Origin of the sequence: Agathobacter rectalis ATCC 33656, assembly GCF_000020605.1 — a bacterium.
Lineage (GTDB): Bacteria > Bacillota > Clostridia > Lachnospirales > Lachnospiraceae > Roseburia > Roseburia rectalis.
In genome coordinates this window covers 1,103,937-1,125,616 of the sequence record NC_012781.1, presented here as the reverse complement: position 1 = coordinate 1,125,616, position 21,680 = coordinate 1,103,937, and the positions used below count along the sequence as shown (strand labels likewise).

25 protein-coding genes and 1 pseudogene are annotated in these 21,680 nt (G+C 39.5%); 4 read left to right on the top strand and 22 right to left on the bottom strand.

Annotation, left to right across the window (positions count from 1 at the left end):
- Positions 1–84: 84 nt before the first annotated feature.
- Positions 85–858: a DUF134 domain-containing protein gene (locus tag EUBREC_RS05450; protein WP_012742082.1), complete on the bottom strand. Its 774-nt coding sequence runs from the start codon at positions 856–858 to the stop codon at positions 85–87.
- Positions 859–975: 117 nt separating this feature from the next.
- Between EUBREC_RS05450 and EUBREC_RS05445 the strand changes: the two genes are divergently transcribed.
- Positions 976–1,635: a Crp/Fnr family transcriptional regulator gene (locus EUBREC_RS05445; RefSeq protein WP_015568821.1), complete on the top strand. Its 660-nt coding sequence runs from the start codon at positions 976–978 to the stop codon at positions 1,633–1,635.
- A 121-nt stretch (positions 1,636–1,756) separates the two neighbouring features.
- Here EUBREC_RS05445 and EUBREC_RS05440 read toward each other — a convergent pair whose 3' ends face one another.
- The 6 genes and pseudogenes from EUBREC_RS05440 to EUBREC_RS18375 all read right to left on the bottom strand — a co-directional run bounded on the left by EUBREC_RS05440 (position 1,757) and on the right by EUBREC_RS18375 (position 5,307).
- A complete protein-coding gene (locus EUBREC_RS05440; protein ID WP_012742080.1) occupies positions 1,757–3,448 on the bottom strand; it encodes an FAD-dependent oxidoreductase in 1,692 nt (563 codons plus the stop codon).
- A gap of 1 nt (position 3,449) precedes the next feature.
- On the bottom strand, positions 3,450–3,770 hold the full coding sequence (locus EUBREC_RS05435) for a rhodanese-like domain-containing protein (RefSeq protein ID WP_012742079.1): 321 nt from the start codon (positions 3,768–3,770) through the stop codon (positions 3,450–3,452).
- A gap of 12 nt (positions 3,771–3,782) precedes the next feature.
- The gene (gene trxA, locus EUBREC_RS05430) at positions 3,783–4,088 is read right to left on the bottom strand and encodes a thioredoxin (RefSeq protein WP_012742078.1); all 306 of its coding nucleotides are present in this window, start codon (positions 4,086–4,088) and stop codon (positions 3,783–3,785) included.
- Positions 4,089–4,180: 92 nt separating this feature from the next.
- Positions 4,181–4,432: pseudogene (locus EUBREC_RS05425) on the bottom strand (SDR family oxidoreductase); the annotation flags it as partial.
- Between the two features lie 262 nt (positions 4,433–4,694).
- The gene (locus EUBREC_RS05420; RefSeq protein ID WP_012742076.1) at positions 4,695–5,129 is read right to left on the bottom strand and encodes a bacteriohemerythrin; all 435 of its coding nucleotides are present in this window, start codon (positions 5,127–5,129) and stop codon (positions 4,695–4,697) included.
- Between the two features lie 76 nt (positions 5,130–5,205).
- Positions 5,206–5,307 (bottom strand): rubredoxin, encoded by a 102-nt coding sequence (locus tag EUBREC_RS18375; protein WP_408629359.1) that lies wholly within the window; start codon positions 5,305–5,307, stop codon positions 5,206–5,208.
- A gap of 240 nt (positions 5,308–5,547) precedes the next feature.
- On the opposite strand from EUBREC_RS18375, the gene EUBREC_RS17935 reads away from it, so the two are divergent.
- Positions 5,548–5,682 (top strand): hypothetical protein, encoded by a 135-nt coding sequence (locus tag EUBREC_RS17935; protein ID WP_012742074.1) that lies wholly within the window; start codon positions 5,548–5,550, stop codon positions 5,680–5,682.
- Between the two features lie 567 nt (positions 5,683–6,249).
- Here the strand turns inward: EUBREC_RS17935 and EUBREC_RS05415 are convergent.
- The 10 genes from EUBREC_RS05415 to EUBREC_RS05370 all read right to left on the bottom strand — a co-directional run bounded on the left by EUBREC_RS05415 (position 6,250) and on the right by EUBREC_RS05370 (position 16,151).
- The gene (locus tag EUBREC_RS05415; protein ID WP_012742073.1) at positions 6,250–7,365 is read right to left on the bottom strand and encodes a 5-methyltetrahydropteroyltriglutamate--homocysteine S-methyltransferase; all 1,116 of its coding nucleotides are present in this window, start codon (positions 7,363–7,365) and stop codon (positions 6,250–6,252) included.
- Between the two features lie 93 nt (positions 7,366–7,458).
- Complete coding sequence (locus tag EUBREC_RS05410; RefSeq protein ID WP_041253958.1) at positions 7,459–7,785, bottom strand: ATP-binding protein; 327 nt, start codon at positions 7,783–7,785, stop codon at positions 7,459–7,461.
- A 75-nt stretch (positions 7,786–7,860) separates the two neighbouring features.
- A complete protein-coding gene (locus EUBREC_RS05405) occupies positions 7,861–8,457 on the bottom strand; it encodes a serine integrase family protein (RefSeq protein WP_138305399.1) in 597 nt (198 codons plus the stop codon).
- A gap of 108 nt (positions 8,458–8,565) precedes the next feature.
- A complete protein-coding gene (locus tag EUBREC_RS05400; RefSeq protein ID WP_012742070.1) occupies positions 8,566–9,174 on the bottom strand; it encodes a hypothetical protein in 609 nt (202 codons plus the stop codon).
- A 190-nt stretch (positions 9,175–9,364) separates the two neighbouring features.
- A complete protein-coding gene (locus EUBREC_RS05395; RefSeq protein ID WP_012742068.1) occupies positions 9,365–10,696 on the bottom strand; it encodes an SLC13 family permease in 1,332 nt (443 codons plus the stop codon).
- Between the two features lie 26 nt (positions 10,697–10,722).
- Positions 10,723–11,712: a hydroxyacid dehydrogenase gene (locus EUBREC_RS05390; RefSeq protein ID WP_012742067.1), complete on the bottom strand. Its 990-nt coding sequence runs from the start codon at positions 11,710–11,712 to the stop codon at positions 10,723–10,725.
- 21 nt (positions 11,713–11,733) lie between these two features.
- Positions 11,734–12,642, bottom strand: a complete 909-nt coding sequence (gene dapA, locus EUBREC_RS05385) for a 4-hydroxy-tetrahydrodipicolinate synthase (RefSeq protein WP_012742066.1) — start codon at positions 12,640–12,642, stop codon at positions 11,734–11,736.
- A 35-nt stretch (positions 12,643–12,677) separates the two neighbouring features.
- On the bottom strand, positions 12,678–13,931 hold the full coding sequence (locus EUBREC_RS05380) for a four-carbon acid sugar kinase family protein (RefSeq protein ID WP_012742065.1): 1,254 nt from the start codon (positions 13,929–13,931) through the stop codon (positions 12,678–12,680).
- 14 nt (positions 13,932–13,945) lie between these two features.
- Positions 13,946–14,986 (bottom strand): 4-hydroxythreonine-4-phosphate dehydrogenase PdxA, encoded by a 1,041-nt coding sequence (gene pdxA, locus EUBREC_RS05375; protein WP_012742064.1) that lies wholly within the window; start codon positions 14,984–14,986, stop codon positions 13,946–13,948.
- Between the two features lie 10 nt (positions 14,987–14,996).
- Positions 14,997–16,151 (bottom strand): iron-containing alcohol dehydrogenase, encoded by a 1,155-nt coding sequence (locus EUBREC_RS05370; protein WP_012742063.1) that lies wholly within the window; start codon positions 16,149–16,151, stop codon positions 14,997–14,999.
- A gap of 282 nt (positions 16,152–16,433) precedes the next feature.
- Between EUBREC_RS05370 and EUBREC_RS05365 the strand changes: the two genes are divergently transcribed.
- Positions 16,434–18,215 carry a sigma-54-dependent Fis family transcriptional regulator gene (locus tag EUBREC_RS05365; protein ID WP_012742061.1) on the top strand — a complete coding sequence of 594 codons (1,782 nt, stop codon included), beginning with the start codon at positions 16,434–16,436 and terminating at the stop codon, positions 18,213–18,215.
- 3 nt (positions 18,216–18,218) lie between these two features.
- On the opposite strand, the gene EUBREC_RS05360 is transcribed toward EUBREC_RS05365, so the two are convergent.
- A complete protein-coding gene (locus tag EUBREC_RS05360; protein ID WP_012742060.1) occupies positions 18,219–18,620 on the bottom strand; it encodes a DUF5300 domain-containing protein in 402 nt (133 codons plus the stop codon).
- 415 nt (positions 18,621–19,035) lie between these two features.
- On the opposite strand from EUBREC_RS05360, the gene EUBREC_RS17695 reads away from it, so the two are divergent.
- A complete protein-coding gene (locus EUBREC_RS17695) occupies positions 19,036–19,506 on the top strand; it encodes a hypothetical protein (RefSeq protein WP_148885706.1) in 471 nt (156 codons plus the stop codon).
- Here the strand turns inward: EUBREC_RS17695 and EUBREC_RS18370 are convergent.
- From EUBREC_RS18370 to EUBREC_RS05340, 4 genes are all read right to left on the bottom strand, one after another.
- Positions 19,390–19,752 (bottom strand): GH32 C-terminal domain-containing protein, encoded by a 363-nt coding sequence (locus tag EUBREC_RS18370; protein WP_173844960.1) that lies wholly within the window; start codon positions 19,750–19,752, stop codon positions 19,390–19,392. The genes EUBREC_RS17695 and EUBREC_RS18370 overlap by 117 nt on opposite strands.
- Before the next feature lie 75 nt (positions 19,753–19,827).
- Entirely contained in the window at positions 19,828–20,067 is a 240-nt protein-coding gene (locus tag EUBREC_RS17925) for a hypothetical protein (RefSeq protein ID WP_015568832.1), read from the bottom strand.
- Between the two features lie 72 nt (positions 20,068–20,139).
- On the bottom strand, positions 20,140–20,763 hold the full coding sequence (locus EUBREC_RS05345) for a DUF1847 domain-containing protein (protein ID WP_172622358.1): 624 nt from the start codon (positions 20,761–20,763) through the stop codon (positions 20,140–20,142).
- Positions 20,764–21,302: 539 nt separating this feature from the next.
- On the bottom strand, positions 21,303–21,515 hold the full coding sequence (locus EUBREC_RS05340) for a DUF6199 family natural product biosynthesis protein (RefSeq protein WP_015517695.1): 213 nt from the start codon (positions 21,513–21,515) through the stop codon (positions 21,303–21,305).
- Positions 21,516–21,680: the final 165 nt, after the last annotated feature.

Genomic DNA, 21,680 nt, shown 5'->3' with positions numbered 1-21,680 from the left:
ATTAAGCTGTTTCCAAAATAAATATCTCTGAATCATTAACAATATTATACATTCCATCCATTACTTTCGACAAGTAGATTCTTCTTAATGACAGCTATGGCTTCCGCATCCATGCTCACCACACGTATGTCCTTCCCCATGGTTGTGCTCATGGTGAGAACACTTCACATCCGGATTATAATCAAGCGTATCATTGATAAAAGCTTCTACTGCTTTATCCGCATCTCCTGAAACTCCGCCAAAAAGCTTAATGCCCGCTGCCGCTAACGCAGTCTGAGCACCTCCTCCGATTCCGCCGCAGATCAAAACATCGGCATTTAATGCATTAAGAACTCCTGCCAATGCACCATGTCCGCTTCCATTCGTATCTACTACTTCTGAATGTAGCACTTTTCCTTCCTCTACATCGTAAATCTTAAATGTCTCTGTGTGTCCAAAGTGTTGGAAAATCTGTCCATTTTCATATGTTACTGCTATTCTCATGATACCTTCTCCTTTTTCTGCTGCATATTTTTGATAAATCTCACGTTTGTAACATCCTCCAAAGCTGCAGTCGCTGCTCTGACCGTCACAGATTATGAAATCCCCACCATCAATTTTAAGCGGATGTCCATCAATGAGAGCATCTGCTATTTTCTTTCTGGCAATCTCGTAAATCCGTTGGACCGTCGTTCTTGCGATCTGCATAGATTCTGCACACTGCTCCTGACTGTAACCTTTCTTGTCCAAAAGACGGATTGTCTCGTACTCATCTACCGTCAAAACAATGGGCATTTTTTTCTCAGTATCATCTGCCGGAAGAAATTCTAAAACATTTGGGAAATGGCAGACTTTTCTGCATTTTACTGGTCTCGGCATGAAATTGCTCCTTTCTCGCTTTCTTATATAATAGTCCTATAAAGGGCATATGTCAATTATTCGATTGACGCATATTAAAAAAGCAAGTATACTATGTTCATAAAGGAGATAACTATTATGAGCTTCGAAAATTATTTTCCACTATGGAATGACTTAAATACAGCACAGAAAAAACTAATTTCAGACAATTTGATCACACAGCATGTGAAAAAAGGAACAATCATTCACAACGGGAACATGGATTGTACTGGATTATTACTGGTTAAATCCGGGCAGCTTCGAACTTACATACTTTCAGATGAAGGACGAGAGATTACACTCTACCGTCTGTTCGATATGGATATGTGTCTCTTATCTGCCTCATGTATCATGCGATCCATTCAATTTGAAGTAACCATTGAAGCAGAAAAAGATACTGATCTTTGGATCATCCCTGCTGAAATCTATAAAGGCATCATGAAGGATTCTGCTCCTGTCGCAAACTATACCAATGAGTTAATGGCTACCCGTTTTTCTGATGTCATGTGGCTGATTGAACAGATTATGTGGAAGAGTTTGGATAAGCGTGTTGCTTCATTTCTTTTAGAAGAAACATCCATTGAAGGAACAAATGAACTGAAAATCACTCACGAAACTATCGCAAACCATCTTGGTTCCCACAGGGAAGTTATCACTCGAATGCTTCGATACTTTCAAGTCGAAGGACTCGTCAAACTCTCTCGCGGCAAAATCACAATCCTTGATTCAAAAAGACTGGAAACACTCCAAAGGTCATAAAACTGTTTTTCTGTAACATATAAAGAAGAATCCTCCATTTATCAGAATTATGAAAGTCATTCTAATAAATAGGGGATCTTTTTATGCTATAAGAAAATTATAAAAATATCGTGATTATTTTTTAATAATCCATACCACATGCATATGTCCTTTCAATCAGCGCACGGTCATTGACCACTGCATCATAGAAGCGAAATCCGCCAGAGAAATTATACGTTTCATAGCCGTTTCCTTCCAGAATACGGCTCGCAATATAACTGCGCAAACCACTCTGGCATATCAGATACACAGGCTTTCCTTTCTCAATTTCACTAATTCGTTCTCTCAGTTCATCTACAGGTATGTTTTTGAATCCATCAATATGCCCCCTGCTGAATTCACCTACAGTTCTCACATCTAGCAACACCACATCTTTATCTTTAGAAATCTTGTCCATATCTTCCAAATGCCATTGCTTTAATGTCCCTTTTGCAATATTGTCTATCATAAATCCAGCCATGTTTACCGGATCCTTGGCAGAAGAATAAGGTGGTGCATATGCCAGATCCAGATCTTTCAACTGGGTTGCATTCAGCCCCGCATGAATTGCTGTTGCCAGCACATCAATACGTTTATCAACTCCTTCATATCCAATAATCTGAGCGCCAAGCAAACGATAGCTCTCTTTTTCAAAAATCACCTTCATGGTCATCACTTTTCCACCAGGATAGTAACCGGCATGACTCATAGGAGAAAGAATTACTGTATCTACCTCTAATCCTGACTTTTGGGCATTGGTTTCATTGATACCTGTAGTGGCTGCTGTCATATCAAACACTTTTATAACGGAGCTTCCCTGACTACCCAAGTAACGACTATCACCGCCACAAATATTATCAGCGATGATTCTGCCCTGTTTATTGGCTGGTCCTGCCAAAGAAATCAGCGCATCATTACCCGTAACATAATGTTTTACCTGAACTGCATCACCTGCAGCATAAATATCCGGTACAGAGGTTTCCATTCTGTCATTCACTACAATACTTTCCTTGATGCCAAGTTCCAGACCTGCTTCTTTTGCTAATACTGTGTCTGGTGTGACTCCGATTGCCAGAACTACCATATCAGCCTGAAGGGATGGATTATCTTTCAACAGAACCTCTACTCCGTTGTCTTTTTCTTTAAATCCTTCTACTGTATAGCCCAGTACCAGTTTTATCCCATGCTTTCTCATTTCATTATGGATCATGGATGCCATATCCGGGTCAAAAGGGTTCATCAGCTGCTTAGGCCGCTGGACAATCGTAACATCCATGCCAAGCTCCCTCAAATTTTCTGCCAGTTCCAGACCAATAAAACCGCCACCTGCCAATACAGCCGATTTTGGATGATTCTTATTTATATATTCCTTTATCCGAAAAGTGTCTTCTACAGTACGAAGTGTAAAAAGTTTATCAATACCTACTCCGGGAAGTCTCGGCTGTGTAGGCTTTGCACCTGGAGAGAGGATTAGCTTATCATAGTTTTCTTCAAATATTTCACCGTTTTCTAAATTCTTAACTGAAACAGTTTTATATTCGGGATGTATTGAGATAACTTCATGATGAATTTTCATGTTAATACGGAAGCGTTTAAAAAAACTCTCTGGTGTCTGTAGTGTAAGTTCTTCCAGGTCTGTGATCACGTCTCCAATATAATATGGAAGTCCACAATTTGCATAGGATATGTATCCGGATCTTTCAAACACAGTAATTTCAGCATGCTCATTCAGTCTGCGTATTCTTGCTGCGGCTGTAGCTCCTCCGGCTACACCTCCTACAATTATTACCTTCATCTTATTTTTCCACCTTTCCTGAGTAAGCTGCAATGCCACCGATATTATTTACTTTAGAATATCCCATTCGTTGCAACATCCCAGTTGCCTGACGGCTCCGGGAACCGGAATAACAGTATACAAACAGAGGGATATCCTTATTCTTCGCTACAGAAACAATATTGTCTAGTTGCTGCAACGGCACATTTTTACTTTCTGGTATATGTCCTTCCTGATATTCCTGCGGAGTACGGACATCCAGCAGAACTGCACCAGCAGTCATTTTATATTCTTCTATGCCTTGATTAATATTCGACTGTTTAAAGAAATCAAAAAATCCCATTAGCACACCTCCCTAAAGCATTTCTAAAATCGCATTCTTAGGTCTCGCCCCTGAAACCTGCTGTACAATCTTCCCATTCTTCATAACCACTAAAGTCGGAATGCTCATAATACTGAACTTATTTGCCAGTTCAGGCTCTTCATCTACATTAATCTTTCCAACTTTAATATCCATACGCTCATCTGCAATCTCCTCTACAATAGGTACTACCCTACGGCAAGGCGCACACCAAGATGCCCAAAAATCTAAAAGAACGGTTTTATCGGAATTCAGTACTTCGTTCTCAAAATTATTTTTATTGATATTAATAGCTGACATTTTACAGTCCTCCTTATCTTTTTCTTTTTGTAGCTTTGTTATAGTCTTAAATTCATTTGTTTTCCGTGATTACATCACCATACCACATTAAATTAACTTCTTGCCATACCATCTACACTTAATATAACACCTGTAATGTAACTCGCCTCATCTGATGCAAGAAACACAAACGCATTGGCAATATCTTCTGGCTGTCCAAGACGACGCAATGGAATTCTTTCAATCATAGGTTCGATAACTTCCTTTGGCACAGCTTTCATCATATCAGTTTCTGTAATCCCAGGTGCAACAGCATTAACACGAATACCTTTAGGTCCTAGTTCTCTTGCTACCTCCTTACTTAATTTGTAGCTACATTATAAGCAAAAGGTAAATTATTTTCTGTGATATAATCACAAAATAATTGATTCATTCACTGCAAAATATAAGAACCACCTTTCTGCCTTGGTGGTTCTTTGTGTCATATATGAAATTTCTGAGAGTCTTAATAAAGAGAAACACAAGATTGATACTATTACGTACTAAAAAAGGACGCAGGATCTCTCCCACGTCCTCACATTTATCTGGCTTTATCTTCCCTTACCTTCGATACGTCCTTGTTTTATTTTAGTATCGGTCTGGATTCTCCCTCATAAAGATAAATTCTGCTACAGAGCGGTCATATGTTTTAATGTGTCCAAATAGCCAATCGATTACATTTTTCTGTACAAGTTCACTAAACTGTTCTGTTGGTCCTTCATAATCCTGAAGGTATTCTTGCAGTTCCTGAATTGTCTTTTTAAACTCTTCATGTTTTTCGTGATGTTTTTCATACTCTGGATAACCAGCATTTTCCTGAAGCTTTTCCTCTTCTTTGAAATGAAAGTTAGTATACTCATCCAGATAATCCAGCATTTTGATTGCTTTTAGCTTGCTGTCGCCATTTTGACATGCAGTTACAAAGTTCTGGATACGTTCAATCAATTCTTTATGCTGTGTATCAATTGTTTTATTTCCTGTTATTAAATTGTCATCAAAAGTAATATTTAAATCATAAGTCATAATCTGGTCTCCATTTCTTTTTTATTTTCTCTTGGATTCTTTTTGTGTCTGTCAGTTTCACATCTAAATTTTCTGCTTACTCTTCTAAAGGAACAAAAACATCTTTTCCAAATCCATAGATTGGGCATACCCAGTGCTCTGGAATATCCTCAAATGTAATTTTGGGAGCGATATCTATTTTTAGATTGCCTACTGCTGGTTCATAAATATAGCCACATTGTTCACATTCATATTTTTTCTTTTCAATGTTTTTTTCTTAGTTTTCTATGCTTGTATTATACATGATAATTTTTTTTTTTTCAATAACATTAATAGTCGTTATTTTTGGTCATTATAATTAACGCAAATATGCGGCAATTATAATGATACAGTTATGATATAATTATTTCATAATAAAAATGTAAAGGAGAGGGTCAACATGATTACAACAAGAGAATTTTTTGAACATGATGCTGAAGACATTATTAATAACATTGAAAGCATTTATTCAGTGCAAAGAAAAAAGCAAATAAATATCTTTTTGAGCCATTTCCAAGTAAAGATGAGCTTTTAGATAAATACGAAGCTGGTCTTGATTCTCCATACGAGGATTTATCTGATATCGACAATTTATCTGACGAGGAACAATCTACAATAATTACTGAGCAGAAAGCACGCATCTCAAACGTATATAATAAGATTCAGAAAGAGAGGGAAGCATTTATGAAAACAGTCGGCTAATGTAGTCTTGCACATTTTCTTTACTAATGTTATTATAAAAATGTGAGTGGGAACGAAATAGCACTCACTATCCCTTTTTTTTAAATATTTTATCAAAAACTAAACTTCCCAAAAGCCAGCCGTTTGCAAACGGCTGGCTTTTTACTGTATTCATTTAATAATCTGTACTACAGTTTACGTCCGCACATAGGACAATATTCAATCTCTATTCCGTTAATGAACACTGGCAAACTATTAATGCCTATGTTAATCTCCAGTGTATTATTATCTCTTCAGTTGGAGAGAATCTGTTTGGGGAAAAATTATGAAATTTTTTAAATTGTTGCAGATATACCATAAAACCCCGTACAGATTTTCTATTATAGACAATCTATACGGGGTTTATTCGTGAAACAATATTCTATTTCCAAACTTCTTCTGCAATTTCTTTTACAAGTGCAAGTTTTGCCCACTGCTGTTCCTCTGTGATCTTATTTCCAATCTCACAGGATGCAAATCCACACTGTGGACTTAAGCATAGACGCTCAAGCGGAATATACTTTTCTGCTTCGTGAATTCTTGCGATCACCTTATCCTTATCTTCCAGTTCCGGTTTCTTTGTTGTAATAAGTCCAAGTACAACTTTCTTGTCCGGAGACACTTTTGCAAGCGGTGCAAAACCACCGGATCTCGCATCATCATACTCCAAAAGTAATGCGTCCACATGCTCCTGGGCAAATACATAGTCAGCTACAGAATCATATGGTCCACTTGTAAAAAATGTAGAGTGATAATTTCCGCGACAAATGTGGGAAGTAATCACCATATCCTCCGGTCTTCCTTCCAGTGCCAGATTATTTACTTTCAAAAGCCGTGCCTTTACCTCTTCAATATCAACACCAAGTGACTGGTATCTCTGCTTTGCAGCATCTCCGACAATTGCACCCCAGGTACAGTCATCAAGCTGCAGATTACGGCATCCTGCTGAATAGAACTGTTTGATCACATCCTGATATGCCTTACCGATATCCTCGATCAATTCATCATCTGTCGCATAAAATTTTCTTGTCTGCTCAATGTTCTGCGGAACGATCATCTGCTGATACATCTGCGCCGGTGCCGGAATGGTATACTTTGCAACGGTCTGTTCATCTTCAAACTGCTTTAAGAATTTGAAATACTCTACAAACGGATGCACCTTTGCTTTTACCTTTCCCACCAGATAAGTAGCCTCAAGGTCTGCCATCTCTCCGTTAAACTGTACGCCGCCACCATCTTTTTCATGGGTAACTCCTTCAAATCCCCACATAAAATCCAGATGCCAGAATTTTCTTCTGAATTCCCCATCTGTAATCGCATGGTATCCTGCTACTTTCTGCTTTGCAACGATCTCTGTCACGCACTCATCCGTCACGCGGTCGAGTTCTTCCTGTGTGATTGTTCCTTCTTCAAACGCTTTTTTTGCTGCTTTAAGCTTTTCTGGTCTTAAAAAGCTTCCTACAAAATCATAGCGAAATGGTGTCTTTAATGTACTCATATATTGATAACCTCCTGTGTTTTTTTGTTCGTTTTCTAGGGTTATCCTACCATGTCACTATGACTTTGTATAATACATTTCTTTTGCGGTTAGTCATAGTTTGAAGCTATATCCAGTTATGACAAACATATTTAAATGTAGTACTCTTGTAATTTTGGAAATTTCCGAATTCAGGTACATCGCTACCTCATTTTCCAGGCGTGCCCCGGATGAGGCGATAAGCTCTATGATATTCTCCCGCACACTTTTTTGGGCATCAATCAGCCGGTTATAATACGAAATTCCGCCAAACACACTAAACAATCTTACCTTATCTTCTTCTGAAAATTCAGGATAAAACAATGCAGAGTCATAGTAGTCCATCGGTTTCAGGTTCAGCGTAAGGTCGATTCTGCCATACAACGGATTCTGTCTTTCCATTAGTGCTTTCATCGTATCGAGAGAATACCTTTTGACCATCAAATCAGATATCAGAATTATATTTCTATAAAAGTTTTATATTATATTATGGTTTTGAATTTTATAAACATACTTCTTCAATGTATTTCTGCTTATATTATACTTCCTCATTAAATCCACTTGTTTGATAGACCTATCAGACAAATATTTCAAAATATCCTCTCTGAGAGCATCAGACATCTTATCAAGCTGGCCTGGTTTTCTTCCACTCTTCTTATTGCTTGCAGCAATTCCATCTTTAATAGACTGGGATATATAAAGGCGCTGCTTCTCTCCCCGGTCCAGCTCCACTATGATCAGAAGCTTAATAATGCTTTCCATAGCAGTTTTGGTTACAATGTCCTGTTGCTCTGCCGTTGTCATCATTTGTCGAATGTAGTCGCTACTTACCGTTGGATTATCAAGAAATACCATGTTAATACCTCTGTCGAGCCATTCCATGTATTTCTTATAGCCATTTTCTGCTTCCCTGGTAAAACGATACAAATCCTTGAACACAACTGTGTCTCCGCCCTGCAGTAATACCAAAGGCATTGTCCAACTATGACAAACATCGTAGATTTTCCCTAACGCAATAGGCCCAATCGCAGCAAGCAAATACCCAACAAATTCTTTTGAAACGATTACAAGCAAAGAAAGATACCTCTTACACCCCATAACAACAGCTTGCGCGAGAAATAAAATCCAAATGGTAATGGCAGCACAGAAATCAAAAATATTATAATATAGGTTAAATATACATTACAGGTTCTTTATCACTTCAACTCTGGTTACCATGCCTTCGCGCATACTATCCACTCTAAGTGCACAATCCTTATAATACACGCAGGCACCTATTGCAACCGTCTTTCCCTCTTCACTCAGCTTGTCGCTTATGATATTGCGAAGAATTCTTGTCTTTTCCTCCGGAATTTTGGCTCCGGTTATGAGATTCGCGTGTGCTACTGTCTGGCTGCCCCGGCATATCATGTGATCAGCCTCATCAAAACTGCAGAACAGGAATTTTCTGATTGCAAACAATGCTGCTATCGCGCCAATTCCAACAAGAGTCTCATATACATTGAGGTGTTCGACTATCATCTGTCTGGCTGTTGCAAAAAGCAGAACCTCTATTATCGTGCCTGGCTGATGCGTACAGAGCATCTTTACAAACTCCACGCCTATAGCAATCGACATGGCATATTCCATGTAATACTCCAGCTCAAGCTTGTCATGCCATATATCAAAAAAACATTGACCTACAAGCTTTATAATAAGTATCGCTATCACAAATACGAGAAATGCAGACAATACCAGTTCCACGTAGGTCGCTATGTTTTTCATGGTTTTCCTAAAAAATTGTTTCATCATTCGGTCTTCCTCTCAGTTATTGTATTATTGAATGAATTGCTCCCGGGATGCTCATATCCACAAACAGAGCTATCATAAATGATAGCTCTGTTTGTTTTGTTAGTATCTGTTTTATTATGTACACAAACTTTCCATACTGATTTATTATTCGGTGTACTGGCAAATATTTGCGCTTCAGGACACTCAATTCTTAGAACAGGAATGCCACACTGCATATAGAAACAACTGCAATAAGTATTATAAGTAACGGTCCACCGATTTTTACGAAATCCGAAAACTTGTATCCTGCCGGAAGTATCTGCATATTTACAGCTGTTCCGAAAGATGTTGCTATTGCAAGGTTTGAGCAGGCACCGATTACGATTACCCATGGAATAGGACTGATTCCAAGCGATAATGCAATTGCTATACAGATTGGTGTAAGCATTGCTGCTGTTGCGTTGTTTGACATGATATTCGTGAGCACACTTGTAAGCACTGCGATAACTACTGTAAGAAGCACAACCGATGCGTTCTTTCCTCCGAAGAGGTTGAGTACAGCGTTTGCGATTAATGCTCCACCACCTGATACATCAAGTCCTGTTCCGATTCCTGATATTGTTCCGATACATACGAAAACATCCCAAGGAAGATCCGAATATGCTTTTTTAATCGAGATACAGCCTGTTCCAAGTACCATTGCAGCACCTATAAGACCGATTGTACCAATGTTAAAATAGCTCTTGAAAGGCTGGAAACCACTTAATACAAACAATACTATGCATAAAATCATGGTTCCGAGTGCCACATAGCCCTTCCATGCCGGAGCAGCTGACTCCTGTTCTTTCTCGAGCTTATGTATCTCTGCAACTGAATACATATTTCCCTTGTCGAAGTCAGGACTATCCGGTTTTAATACCTTGTCGAGGAGCTTGTAGCCGATTGTTCCCCAGAAAATAATCTGTACAACTGCTGCCGGAAACATGATCTTTGTCATGTCAAACATTCCCATACCTTCCTCATAACCGGCATATCCCTGTAATACTGAGTTTGCTGCAAGCTGTGAGGTTGAGCCGATTAGTGAACACGCACCTCCGATAATGGCTGCTGTTCCGGCTGGGAAAATAACCATTTTTGAACGGATTTTTCCACATGAGTTTGCTGCTACGATTGCGATGATAGGCATCCAGATAGCAACTGTTCCGTTGTTACTCATAAATGCTGACATCAATGAACACACAGCACTTACCGTTACTATAAACCGCCTCTCCGTCTTGGCAAGAAAAGAATTTCCGATTTTTTCTCCTATCTTTCTTGCTATTCCGGTTTCAAAAAGTGCGGCACTTACAACACACATTCCGACTACCATCGGCCAGCCTGTTGCGCTGAATCCGCTGTATACTGCGGATAAATCCATTTCTGGAATAAACATTGCCATTGCTACCGACCCAAGGATAGCAACCACGCTTATCGGCAGTCTATTCCAGACAAACAAGCCCATTGTAATTAATACAATTATAATTGAAATAATACTAGAATCCATATTATATCCCCCGATATATTTTTATTTTAAATCTCTGCCCAGTCAGCACCCTTCCATTTCTCGTGCTCATATACTGACTTGTCGGCTACATATGGCCACTTTTTACCCTCTACGACTGCCAGACAGCCCTTGATACACATCTGTGCCATCTTGATAACTGCCTCTCTTGTCTGGGCTGCTGAGTGCGGACTTACGATAAGATTTCTGCAGTTCAATAACGGATCATCTGTTTTTGGTGGCTCGCTGCAGAATACGTCTGTTCCCGCACCGGCGATAACTCCGTTATTTAATGCTTCTACGAGATCTGCTTCGTTGATGATTCCTCCACGGCTGCAGTTTATTATAAGTGCCGTCGGCTTCATAACAGAAAGCTCCTTCTTTGAGATCATGTTCCTGGTCTGATCTGTGAGCGGTACATGGATTGATACCACATCGCTGTCCTTTAACAGCTCCACATAATCTTCATAATATTTAGCACCATAGCCTTCTACCTGCTCTTTTGTCATAAAAGGATCATACGCTGCAATTCTCATTCCGCAGCCTTTGCAGATTTTGGCTGTTTCTCTTCCGATTGCTCCAAGCCCAAGGATTCCGACTGTCTTTCTCTCAAGCTCGAAAGCCTTCTTTGCTCCACGGATTTCCCAGTTTCCTTTGCACATCTCGTTCTGTGCCTCGATAAGATTCTTTGACAATGCAAAAATCATTGCTACCGCATGCTCAGCAACACTTCTGTTGTTGGCTCCCGGTGTGATGACCACCGGGATACCAAGCTCTGTTGCTTTTTTTACATCAACCGAATCATATCCTACGCCTGTACGTCCAATTACCTTGAGCTTCGGGCTGTTTTCTATAGCATTTGCATCACATTTTGCAATTCTTACAATAAGAGCAGCTGCATCCCTCATCTCGTCAAGATAATTGTTCGGATCCTGATTGTCAGCTACATATACATCAGCTATTCCATCTAAAAGCTGCATTCCTTCAGGGCATACAGCCTGTGTCATTACAAACTTCATATTAATTCATCCTCCCCAGAGTTAGTTCATTCCTTTGTCAGCATTCTCTTTTAATACCTTTGCAAGCGCTTCCACACCCTCATCGCACAGATAGTTGAATGGACGTCTGCAATCGCCAACAGGATATCCGAGCATAGCAACCGCTTTTTTAACAACTGTGTTAGGATTGCCGTATTTGAATACAGCTCTGAAGCTTGCAATAGAATCCTGTGCTGCCTCTGCCTCCTCAAGCTTGCCCTCTTTGAAAAGGTTGTAGATGGATGAAAGCACATGTGGATAAACATTTGAGCATCCTGCTATTCCTCCGACTCCGCCTTCTTTTAACGCAGGAAGAATGAGTGAATCATTTCCTGATAATACATAGAACTTCTTGTCAAGTTCACGTGTCTCTGTGATATATGCCTTTAAGTTATCCCAGTCACCGCTTGAATCCTTAGCACCGATGATAAGGTCAACATCCTTTGCAAGCTTCTTTACTGTCTCAGGAAGCAGCTTGTTTCCTGTACGGGCAGGAATATTGTAAAGAACAATTGGAGTATCTACATGTTTGGCAACCTCTACATAGTGATCGTATAACTCCTTCTGTGACGCAACCGCAAAGCTTGGAGTGATTATTGAAAGGACGTCAGCTCCGAGCTTTTCTGCCTCCTTGCTCATCCTGATAGTATCCTGTGTTGAAATGCAACCTGATCCAGCATATACAGGTACTCTTCCTTTTACCTGATCAATTGCAGCTTCAAGGACTTCGCATTTTTCTTTTTCATTTAAGATATATCCTTCACCGTTTGTTCCAAATGGGAAAATTCCGTGCACACCGCCATCGATAAGTCTGTCAATCTGTGTTCTGAGCTCGTCAGTGTTGATGCTCTCATCTGCGTTCATTGGTGTTAAAATTGGTGTAATAATTCCTTTTAATTCTGTCTGTTTCATGTTTTTCTTCTCCTTTTAAACTTGTTTAATTTTGTTTATTTTTGATTTAATATTTTGTCTGCAATCTTTACCAGTACATCTTTGGTTCCGAACCCACCTGATTTGGATATTATCTGCTGCACAAATCCGTGATTTTTCAGATTGGAAACAACCACACCCTGTTCTATCTCACATACCGGTGTAATCTGGGTACAGCCTATCAGCTTCATATACCCCATCAAAGTATCGCCGCCTGTCATAAGTATTGTCGTATCCTGCTTATTTGCTGCCAAATGGTCAGCTACGTGTCCATGTGCCGTTGGAATCAAGGTTCTTACATCATTCATAGTCAGCTTATTTGCTTCCATAAAGCCCTTTTTGTCTTCTTCCCGGTCTATGGAATCAATGATGAGACATCTGTCTTTTTCACATTCTTCCTGCATTTTGCGCAAAAACTCCAAGCCCGCCTGCGTGCTGTAATAATCCTTCTGCAATTTTTGTTCTACGGTCATATGGATTCTTGAAAATCCGTGTTTTTCGGCATAGTCAAGCTGATTTTGCGTAATCATATTCAAGCTGCCACATTCCACAAGAAAATTTTCACTCTTCCTATAGCTTTGCGGCTTCACTGCATCAAATCTGAGCTTGTCGGCAAGCGCTTCCGCAAGTGCGGCACATCCGGCAATAATACAAAGCTCATCTTTTTCCTGCAATTCATCAAGCCTTTCTTCTATGTCTTTGTGTTTTTCCACATCGCAGATTACGATACGTTCATCGCTTTTTATATCATTCAAAGCTTCATTCCGCTTAACACAGGCACATTTCAAAGATGTCTGCTGTGCGATAATATCAGGTATGTACGACATCTTTACCGGTTCAAACGGATCCTGCCCGAATACACTTTTTTCAAGAAGCTGTCCCTGTATGTAGTGAGTTCCGTTTACCGTACAGCGGTCTATCTTCGGATACCCCGGCAGAAAATAAACTTTGTCGTGTCTGCTTCCGTCCAAAACTGCCTGAAGCTCACTTCCGATATTCCCGCGGAGCGCAGAGTCCGTCTTTTTGAAAATAATAGGAATCTTAATTGCTTTTGCCCATCCTGTAATATTTTTCACAGCATCATATGCCTTAGCTGCAGGCATTGGTCTGGTCTCAGAATCTATAACCAGAACCTCTGTTGTCTCATCTATATCCCCGATAGCTTCCGGCATTTTTGTAAATACCTGGGTGGCAATTCCCTTATTCACAAACTGGATTCCGGTATCCAATGCACCGGTAAAGTCATCTGCTATGATCAACAGCTTTACCATCGCATTTCCTCCCGCTATTTTTTGTTTACTGCAAGCTTTGTCGCATAGTCAATTGAATTTACAAGGCTTAACTCATTCGATTCGCCTTTTCCTGCAAGGTCAAAGCCTGTACCATGGTCTACCGATACCCTTATTACAGGAATTCCGAGTGTTACATTTACACCTGCTACCGCATCCCATTTCTTTAATTCTTTGTTGTATACAAAACCTTTAACCTTCAGAGGAATATGTCCCTGATCATGGTACATTGCTACAACTATATCATACCAGCCTCCGATTGCCTTAGAGAATATGCTGTCAGGCGGTGTCGGTTTTTTCTCAGGAATATTGATTCCTTCTGCCATTGCCTCATCTATTGCCGGCTGGATTTCCTCAATTTCCTCTGTTCCAAACAGTCCGTTTTCTCCGCAGTGTGGGTTAAGACCTGCCACACCAATCTTTGGATTCTCAATGCCTATCGCCTTGCAGGCATCATTTGCAATTCTTATAACTTCAAGGACTCTGTCCTTCTTTACCTTGTCACATGCCTGCCTGAGAGAAACATGCGTCGATACGTGTACAACCCTCAAATCCTCGTGCGCAAGCATCATTGTGTACTTGTCTGTATGGGTGTACTCTGCATAAATCTCTGTATGTCCCGAATAATGATGTCCTGCCATATTTATTGCCTCTTTATTTAAGGCATTTGTGACAGTTGCGTCAATCTCGCCGCTCTGCGCAAGCTCTATTACCTTTACGACATACTGAAAAGCAGCCTCTCCACACATCTTTGATACTTTTCCGAATATGTGTCTGTCCATGTTCACAAGATTCATGTCGTACACATCAATCGTTCCGTACTCAAACTTTGCAGCTTTAATATCGTTAATCGCATGAATCTTTATTTGTCCTTCTTTTCCTGCGATTTTTACTGCCTCTTCCATGCATGCAGCATCACCGATAATCACCGGACGACACTGCTCATATATTTCCGATCTTGATAACGCTTTTACTGAAATCTCAGAACCGTTTCCTGCAGGATCTCCCATTGTAATTCCGATAATTGGCTTTTTCATAGGTCCTCCTTTATTTTAACACCTTAAGATATATGTTTCTGATATCGTCAAGACTTAATTCTTTCATATTGTTTACAAGAAGTCTCTGCTGTTTGCTTCCGGCATCAACAAGGAAATCCAGGTCCTCCGGCTTAACACCGAATTCCTTTAAATCTGTTGGAATGTTTGTAACCTTTACAATGTCAGCAATCTGATCGATCATGTACTGTGCTTTCTCATCCTCAGATTTTCCTGCAAGCTCAGGGTAAACAGCATCGCAAAGTATTGCAAGTCTCTTGCTGCATGCGTCCTTGTTAAATTCCATAACATGTGCAAAAAGTATGGCATTTGATACACCGTGAGCAATGTGATATTTGCCTCCCAGTGGATATGAAAGCGCATGAACTGCTGTTGTTCCGCTTCCTGTAATTGCGACTCCGCCATAGAAGGCTCCGGTCATCATATTGCTTTTTGCTTCCATATTGTCCGGATTGTTATAAGCTTCCCTGATATTATGGAAAATAAGCTTGGCTCCGGCTGCTGCATAGGTATCGGAAAACGGTGTTGCTTTCTTTGAGGTGAAGCACTCAACCACATGGGCCAATGCATCTACACCTGTTGCTGCCACAATTGATTTTGGAAGCTTTCTGATCATATTCGAATCCAATACCACATAGTCCGGAATCATACTGTCATTTACAATTCCTTTCTTTGACTGTTCCTCCGGAACCGCAACGATTGCATTGCAGGTTGCCTCAGATCCTGTTCCGCATGTTGTCGGAATCATAACCGTCTTAATCTGTTTCTTTGCAAGCATCGGATCATTGAGCAAATCTTTTATAGTATAGTCTGCATCTTTTAATACGCAGCAAAGCTTTGCTGCATCCATAACGCTTCCCCCACCGATTGCTATGATAAGATCACCTGATGTGTTCTCCACTTCCTTCATAACCTTTTCAACATCCTGATATGATGGTTCACAAGCAAGATCATCAAATACCTGATACTCTGTCTTGTTTTCCTCAAGAATGTCTGTCAGCAGATCTAAAAGTCCTGTTGAGCGAATGCCTTTATCAGTAAAAATTATTACTTTTTTTGCATTCTCTTTTTCTATTACCGCTTTCACATTCTCAATGCTTCCTGCTCCGCCAAAGATACATGACGGAATTTTAATCTGATAACTCATATATTACCTCTCCTTTGTTATATTGTTATTCTTGTGTTTTATTTTTGAACATCTCTTTGAACTAATCATATAATATCTGTTTTTTGAGCCACGTTCAACGCGTTGTTTTGTTATTTTTGTTCTATTTCGAAACATAAGCCGCATTTATTTGTTGCATTTTGAAACATTCTGTAATACAATATGGTTGAATAGTAACAAAGCATCACTATCGCTATCTTTACGTTTCATTTTTAAACATTAAAATAACCACTTAACATTTACAAATCCCATAAGGAGAAATATATGCAGAAAACCAAGATTCTTGCAGTCGCCCCTTACGAGGGCATGGCTGACATACTTACCGATATAGCACAGTCGCGCGATGACATTGCTCTTACGGTCCAGACCGGCGATCTGTTCACCGGCCGTGATATAGCAATGCAGCTTGCACATAAAAATTACGATGTTATCATTTCGCGAGGTGGCACTGCAGAGCTTATACAATCTGCTGTTGAGCTTCCCGTCATAGATATATCCATCTCTGTTTACGATATACTTCTGAGCATCAAGCTTGCCGAGAGCTACAACGGAAAATTTGTAATTGCCGGTTTTCCCGGAATCACTGCAAATGCACATCTGCTGTGCGACCTGCTTCAATATGATATTGACATAATCACTTTCAAGGACTCGGCAGATGCAGTCAATCACCTTAAAAAAGCAAAAGAAAACGGCTGCACACTTGTCCTATGTGACGTGACCGGTGCCAGAGCCGCAAAGGATATCGGATTAAATTATAATCTTGTAACCTCTGGCAGGGAAAGCATAGAAAACGCCGTTGCCGAGGCTGTAAAGCTTGTGCACTCTTCCAATTATGTCCACAAGCAGAAGGATCTGTTCCAGTCGCTTCTGACCGAGGATGACCGCGAATTCTTAATTTACTCGCCTGCAGGTACTCTGTGGTTTTCAAGCATCGCAATAGATGAAATGAATACATCGTTGATGAATTTTGTACAGACATACATTAAGTCATTTTTGAAAGTTCCGAACCAGACCGTTTCGCATCAGATACGCGATAACGTCTATACTCTGTACAACCGCCACCTGATTTACGAGGACCAGAAGTACACTGCAATTACTATATGTAAGAGTCCTGCATTAACCGCCGAGGACGACCCTGGATTTCAGATTTACAATATTGACAACACCTCCTCCAACGACTTTGCTGACGCTTACAACGGAACCGGTAAAGCAGGCAAAATAGCGCAGATAGTAGAAGAATACGCTAAAAGCCATCTGCCTGTGCTTATTCTCGGAGAAAACGGAACCGGCAAAGGCAAGGCTGCATCACTTATTTACAAGCAAAGCAACTATAAGCACGCTCCATTTTACAGTATCGACTGTTCTCTGATAAAAGAGCGTAAGTGGCACAGCCTGCTAAACAATGAGAATTCTCCTCTCAACGAAGTGGACAGCACAGTATTTTTTGAAAAAGCCGATGCTCTTAGTCTGGAACAGATTGGTGATTTGTTTCAATATATAGACCAGACGAAGCTTTGCACGAGAATGAGACTCATAGTCTCGCTTTCCACCAACAACTCCAATCAGCCTGCATTTGCCACAATACGCACCTTCATGGAGAACCATCTTTCCTGCCTTACCCTGAATCTCCCACCGCTTCGAGAGCGCATTGACGATTTCTCCGGTATAACCGCGCTCTATCTGCACCGGTTCAATGTCTCCCTCGGGAAACAGATAATAGGCTTTGATGTTGAAGCAATGGAAAAAATGCTCTCGTACAACTGGCCTAACAATCTCGACCAGCTGCAGCATGTCCTTAAAGAGCTTGTCACAATAACAAAGACACCGTATATCTCCTGTGACACTGTAGAAGCCATCCTGAAACAGGAGCCCGACTACGGACGCGTCTTTGATGATTCAGTAAAATTTGATGGAACTCTAGATGAGATAAATTATCAAATCATTCTTCAGGTGTTACACGAAGAACATGACAATAAAGAAAAAACCGCCAGGCGGCTCGGCATAAGCCGAAGCACACTCTGGCGGATCTTGAAGAACAATAATTAATGTTTAATCAATTTCTCCCTGTGGGATAAAAACCTGAACATCAGCATTCTCGTCAAGCTCTATAAATACTCTTGTATCTTTGCCGACCAGTCCCTTAAAATGTCCGGTGAATTTCTCTCCGGACTGGGTTGTTCCGGTAACATCCATTTTGTATACGCTTCCGGCATCTGATGAGAAATCAATTGAATCATGGCTGCCAAGTGTGTTGACAGTCTGCTCTTTGCCATCGTTCCAGGTTACCTTGATATTCTTAACATTAAAATAAGTCTGGTTTATAAGCCGGATAGTTGTTGTCTCTTTTCCGTCCTGCGCTGCATAAATACAATTAGTACCTATTAACACTCCTGCCATGATAGTAACTAATGCAAACGTAGCAAGAACTTGTTTTTTTATTATTTTATTCATTTCTGAATACCTACTTATAATGGCACTCCATTATCTTCGCGGATATTTTATCACAAGATATATTAATTAAACAATTGTCAATTAGTTCAAAACTTTTTTATTATTTTATGTTTTTTTGACACTTTTTTCAAAGTATTGGACATTTTGTTTAATCCTACAAGATCTCTAATGCTTTAAAACACTAAGTTTATCGCAGGTGAGCTTTTCCTCAGTCTTTCCCTTGTATTATAATTTCCCATAGTGTTTTATGAACTCTGTTAAGGAAAAAATGAGGGTAATTAAGAGCAATACCAATGTGCAAAATACACAAAAAAGTTCTTTTATATGAGCGTATTTAGATAAAAATGGACGAAGCATGGTATAAATGATATAATTAAAATGAATGATGGAATAATAAGAAATGGGAGAAACTGTTATGGGATTGTTATATGCAATATTTTCAATTTTTATCACGCTATTTTTCCCAAAGCAAATTACGGATGTGATTTGTTATGGAAGACATCGTGATAGAGAAAATATAAAGAGTAAAAAAATATATTGTCTTATATATGTTTTTTGGACATTCTTTTTTGGTTTGTTTTGTCTTATGATGGGTTCGGCATCAGGTGTAAATAATACATTTGATAGAGTTTTGGATTATTATGGATTGAATTTTGGCGAATATGATTATTTTGAGGCGGCGTCCATATATGACGAGCATGATTATAAACATGAAGGTGATTTCACTCTTGTATACTATATCAGAAAAAATGAAGATAATTTAGATGATTTAATTAAACAAATTGTTCAAGAAAATAATTCTATATACAAAAGATATCAGCTCAATGAAATTGACGTGGTATATGAAACGAACGGTATTTATTACATATGTGAAAAGGGGAGGTGATTGCAAAGGTAGTAGTAGAAAACGATGGATTGTTAAAAAAAATAAGTTATTAATGGAGTAGAGAAAAATTAGAACAAAATTCAATGGACATCTTGCGACTCCTTTACTCCAGCCATCGGAATTATTACGGTCAAAATATGCTTCCGCTCTCTTCAGATCAAATAGGATCTCTGTCTTCTTTCCCTGTGACATTCTTAAGTTCAGCTTAATCTTGTCTGCAGTTGATTTTTTCAGATTTATCCGCATTTCCGTTTCATAAACACAGCCACTCCGAAGTTCTTTTTTCTCGTCTTCTTTTATCAGAATATCCGCTTCTTCCTGCTAATTCTTCCGGAGATTCTGTAATTCTTTTACAGGAATAAACTTTAATGTATTATCTTCTGCTAATACTGCCTCTCTCGGAATGTTATAGAATCCGCACCAGCCTTCTTGATATGTCGGACCCCAGTCTTTCCAAAATGGCATCCAATCCCATGCATTCTCCCATCCTACCAGATAAACACTGGTACGCTCTTTTCCTCCCATCGGAGAGAACATCAACACATTATTATAACAGAACATTTACACAAGCTCTAGTTTCATTTTTCGCTTTGTTATATCTTTATGTATCTTTAAACGCCCAAATTAGAAATATTACTCTTCTTCACTCTTCTTCAACTTCGAATAATAACTATCCGCAGTATAAAGCGCCGCCACAGGATTATGCCCCAATACACGGTCTTTCGTCACTGCTGTCGTAGTCAGTGCCTCGGAATATTTGTAAAACAGACTGTCATGCCCCACACAAAGTCCGACCACAACATTCAGGTCCGTCTTCGCCTTGTTCAGAAGCTTTGCCTGCAGGATCGGATTACACATATTCACACCGACACCTTCGCAGCATTCCGGGATGCCGACCGATGTCTTCTTCTGTGTTCCGGCTTTACAGCCGACACCATACACCTCAAAGCCATGTCTGCGCAGGATATCTGCCAGGATACGGCTTTCTTTCAACAATCCGACACAGGTTGCGATCCCGATCTTTTTCGCATTAATCTTCTTTGCAAAATCCATGATTTCTTCGACACGGGTATGTTTGCAGTAATTCTCATACTCTACTTCAGCTGCAGCGATTGTTACTTTGCGGTTCTCGTCTTCATTGTAGCATTCCATAGCTTCATTTAGAACTTCTTCATCCATGTGTGTTGTCAGACAGAAATCCGGATAGGTTTTATCCATTTTGTTGCAGTTTTTTACTGCGCAGTCGATACAGGACATGTCTTCTTTTTTCGTTTTTTCATTCTCCTTTTGTATACCTTGGTATCTACAGAGGCCCGCCACTGGCAGATTCTATAGATTAAGCTTTACTTTGTAAAATATCCTCTATTTACTTCATAATAACAAATACTTATACTACAGACAATGGTTTTCCGTTTTTATTTTCTTATTTTTTGTAGTTCTTTTCTATGAGAAACGTTCCCCGATTCAGGGTTGATTTGTCATGAATTGTCGATTCTGATTTTTGAAAAATTATTGAAATTTATCTTTTTAAACTTGAAGATATATAACAGTCTCTCTGATAGACCATCATCTTTGGATTTATACTATCATGTATAGGTTATTTCGTCAATCAAAACATTTATCCACTTCCCTCATTTCAATCCCAGCTCTTTCAATACCTCAGCCGAATACCAGCTTTTTCACACCAAAAAGTTCGTATACAAAAAAGAATGCCGTAAATACACAAAAACCAGTTCGTAAAATCATACTTTTACGAACTGATTGTATTTTTGGTCAGTTTTGCAAACTGGAATTTATTACTCCAAAATAACCGGAAGCATAATCATAATAATTCCAAATAGGGCAAATAGAATACCACCTATTTTTGTTGTTTTCAAGTAAAACTCAGATGGTTCATCTGCACGATAAGATTTCCATTCTTCTGTTAATTTCCATATTAAGCCCGGCTTTAAGAAGATAAACATACCTAACGCAAAGATTATGATTCCACCACCAATAGACCACCACATATTTACCATCTCCTTTAGCAAATTCCGATTGAACAAAATCGCTGCGCGATGGCCTGCCAAGGCTGTGGCGCAGTTTTATTTTTATTAAAAAGCAGTGGAATTACTTTTCATAATCCGTTATTGTTAAGTTACCACACGAAACAACTGAACTAAGAAAGCTCCACT

Excerpts from the sequence above, each read along its gene's own strand:
- EUBREC_RS05395 (WP_012742068.1), bottom strand. The coding sequence starts at position 10,696 with ATGGATTCTAGTATTATTTCAATTATAATTGTATTAATTACAATGGGC.
- EUBREC_RS05420 (WP_012742076.1), bottom strand. The coding sequence starts at position 5,129 with ATGACTTATGATTTAAATATTACTTTTGATGACAATTTAATAACAGGA.
- EUBREC_RS05340 (WP_015517695.1), bottom strand. The coding sequence starts at position 21,515 with ATGTGGTGGTCTATTGGTGGTGGAATCATAATCTTTGCGTTAGGTATG.
- EUBREC_RS05415 (WP_012742073.1), bottom strand. The coding sequence starts at position 7,365 with ATGAGTACATTAAAGACACCATTTCGCTATGATTTTGTAGGAAGCTTT.
- EUBREC_RS05370 (WP_012742063.1), bottom strand. The coding sequence starts at position 16,151 with ATGAGTTATCAGATTAAAATTCCGTCATGTATCTTTGGCGGAGCAGGA.
- pdxA (WP_012742064.1), bottom strand. The coding sequence starts at position 14,986 with ATGAAAAAGCCAATTATCGGAATTACAATGGGAGATCCTGCAGGAAAC.
- EUBREC_RS05365 (WP_012742061.1), top strand. The coding sequence starts at position 16,434 with ATGCAGAAAACCAAGATTCTTGCAGTCGCCCCTTACGAGGGCATGGCT.
- EUBREC_RS05435 (WP_012742079.1), bottom strand. The coding sequence starts at position 3,770 with ATGGGATTTTTTGATTTCTTTAAACAGTCGAATATTAATCAAGGCATA.
- EUBREC_RS05360 (WP_012742060.1), bottom strand. The coding sequence starts at position 18,620 with ATGAATAAAATAATAAAAAAACAAGTTCTTGCTACGTTTGCATTAGTT.
- EUBREC_RS05410 (WP_041253958.1), bottom strand. The coding sequence starts at position 7,785 with ATGGAAAGACAGAATCCGTTGTATGGCAGAATCGACCTTACGCTGAAC.
- EUBREC_RS05440 (WP_012742080.1), bottom strand. The coding sequence starts at position 3,448 with ATGAAGGTAATAATTGTAGGAGGTGTAGCCGGAGGAGCTACAGCCGCA.
- EUBREC_RS17935 (WP_012742074.1), top strand. The coding sequence starts at position 5,548 with ATGATTACAACAAGAGAATTTTTTGAACATGATGCTGAAGACATTATT.
- EUBREC_RS05345 (WP_172622358.1), bottom strand. The coding sequence starts at position 20,763 with ATGTCCTGTATCGACTGCGCAGTAAAAAACTGCAACAAAATGGATAAA.
- EUBREC_RS17925 (WP_015568832.1), bottom strand. The coding sequence starts at position 20,067 with ATGTTCTGTTATAATAATGTGTTGATGTTCTCTCCGATGGGAGGAAAA.
- EUBREC_RS18370 (WP_173844960.1), bottom strand. The coding sequence starts at position 19,752 with ATGCGGATAAATCTGAAAAAATCAACTGCAGACAAGATTAAGCTGAAC.
- trxA (WP_012742078.1), bottom strand. The coding sequence starts at position 4,088 with ATGTCAGCTATTAATATCAATAAAAATAATTTTGAGAACGAAGTACTG.
- EUBREC_RS05445 (WP_015568821.1), top strand. The coding sequence starts at position 976 with ATGAGCTTCGAAAATTATTTTCCACTATGGAATGACTTAAATACAGCA.
- EUBREC_RS05390 (WP_012742067.1), bottom strand. The coding sequence starts at position 11,712 with ATGAAGTTTGTAATGACACAGGCTGTATGCCCTGAAGGAATGCAGCTT.
- EUBREC_RS05400 (WP_012742070.1), bottom strand. The coding sequence starts at position 9,174 with ATGATGAAACAATTTTTTAGGAAAACCATGAAAAACATAGCGACCTAC.
- EUBREC_RS17695 (WP_148885706.1), top strand. The coding sequence starts at position 19,036 with ATGGGATTGTTATATGCAATATTTTCAATTTTTATCACGCTATTTTTC.
- EUBREC_RS05380 (WP_012742065.1), bottom strand. The coding sequence starts at position 13,931 with ATGGTAAAGCTGTTGATCATAGCAGATGACTTTACCGGTGCATTGGAT.
- dapA (WP_012742066.1), bottom strand. The coding sequence starts at position 12,642 with ATGAAACAGACAGAATTAAAAGGAATTATTACACCAATTTTAACACCA.
- EUBREC_RS05450 (WP_012742082.1), bottom strand. The coding sequence starts at position 858 with ATGCCGAGACCAGTAAAATGCAGAAAAGTCTGCCATTTCCCAAATGTT.